Origin of the sequence: Acidocella sp. KAb 2-4 (genome assembly GCF_020567705.1) — a bacterium.
Classification (GTDB): Bacteria; Pseudomonadota; Alphaproteobacteria; order Acetobacterales; family Acetobacteraceae; genus Acidocella.
Window position 1 is genome coordinate 1 of sequence record NZ_JAJDJU010000064.1, and the last position, 1,537, is coordinate 1,537.

Sequence of the window (1,537 nt, forward strand, 5' to 3'; positions counted from 1 at the left end):
TTTATTCGCCTGATATTTCCCTGCGCCTGCGGTCGAGTTCCTCGCTGTAGCGGCGCAGGGCGTATTGTTCGGTGAGGATGCCGAGGGTTTGGCGTGTTTCGGGGCTGTCGAGCACGGCGAGGGCGTCGGCCTCGGCGGCTTCGAAGGCGGCCAGGGCCTCCTTCACGTTCATGCCGGGGAGCAGGAAATGCTCTTGATGATGCAGGATATCGGCGACGTGGCGGCCCTCGCCGGTGACGGTGGCGGCCTCGGGCGGGTAGGCGATGCCGGCGTAGCGGCCGGTCTCGTCGGTCACCACCACGCGCTGAGTGGCGCCGAGCGGCACGTCCTGGCGGAAGGCGGCGAGGCTCATGCGGGCCTGCACAGTCACCGTGGCGGGGCGCATCATCCGCCCGACGGTGAGCGAGTGGATCCAGCCGACATCAACGGCCGAGCGGATATTCTCGCCGCGCAGATGGAAGCGCCAGGTGGCGAAGGAATAGCCAAACAGGCGGCGCACGGTGATGGTGGCGGCGATGGAGGCGGCCAGCACCGCCATCGTCACCGCGAAATTCTGCGTGCTCTCCAGGGCCAGGAAGGTCATGGTCAGCGGCCCGCCGACAATGGCGGTGGCCAGCCCGCTCATGCCGACCACGGCGTAGAACCCGGCCGGCATCGGGGCGACGAAGGGCGCCACGGCGCAAACGCCGGCGAACACCTTGCCGAACATCGCGCCCAGGAACAGCGAGGCGAAGAACAGGCCGCCGCGGAACCCGGCGCCGAGCGAGAAGGAGGAGGCGATGGCCTTGGCCAGGAAGATGCCGAGCACGGCGAGGAAGGGGAACGGCACGTCGATGAAGGCGTGCAGCGCCGAATGGCCCGACGACATGGCCTTAGGCGTGAGGATGCCGAGCAGCCCGACCATCAGCCCGCCCAGCATCGGCCGCGCCCAGAGCGGGATGTGCGAGCGGCGGAAGGCGGTCTCGACCAGCGCGGCGCCGCGCATGATGATGATGCCGATGATGCCACAGGCGATGCCCTCGATGAGCACGATGCCGTATTCGTCATGCGGCACGGTGAGCGGCAGCAGCACGTTGAGCGGCGGCGCGCCGAAGCCCAGGATCTCGACGGTGAGCGTGCCGGCCAGCGCGGCGAGCACCACGAAGGGCAGGGTGGTGATGGAATACACGCCGATGATCAGCTCGATGCCATAAAAGGCGCCGCAGAGCGGGGCATTGAAGGCGCCGCCAATGGCCGCCGCCGCACCGCAGCCGACCAGCACGCGCAGATCATTGCGCCGCAGCCGGAAATTGCGCCCGGCCCAGGAGGCGAAGCCGGCGCCGAGCTGGGCGTAACCGGCCTCCATGCCCACCGAGGCGCCGACGCCGTTGGACCAGGCCGTCTGCGCCGCGACGATGATGGAGTCGGTGAGCGACATGCGCCCGCCATAGAGCGCGTTGGCCTCGATCGGGTCGACCATCTTGCGCGGATGCCAGCGCGCCAGCACCGCCATCGACACCCCCAGCCCCAACCCGCCCAAAACAGGAACCGCCAAGGC

Annotated in this window: 1 protein-coding gene; it reads right to left on the bottom strand. The window is 69.0% G+C overall.

Features of this window, described 5'->3' with window-relative positions; translation table 11 throughout:
• Position 1: 1 nt before the first annotated feature.
• The coding region (locus LI953_RS15315; RefSeq protein WP_227076956.1) for a chloride channel protein at positions 2 to 1,537 on the bottom strand (1,536 nt) is incomplete at its 5' end.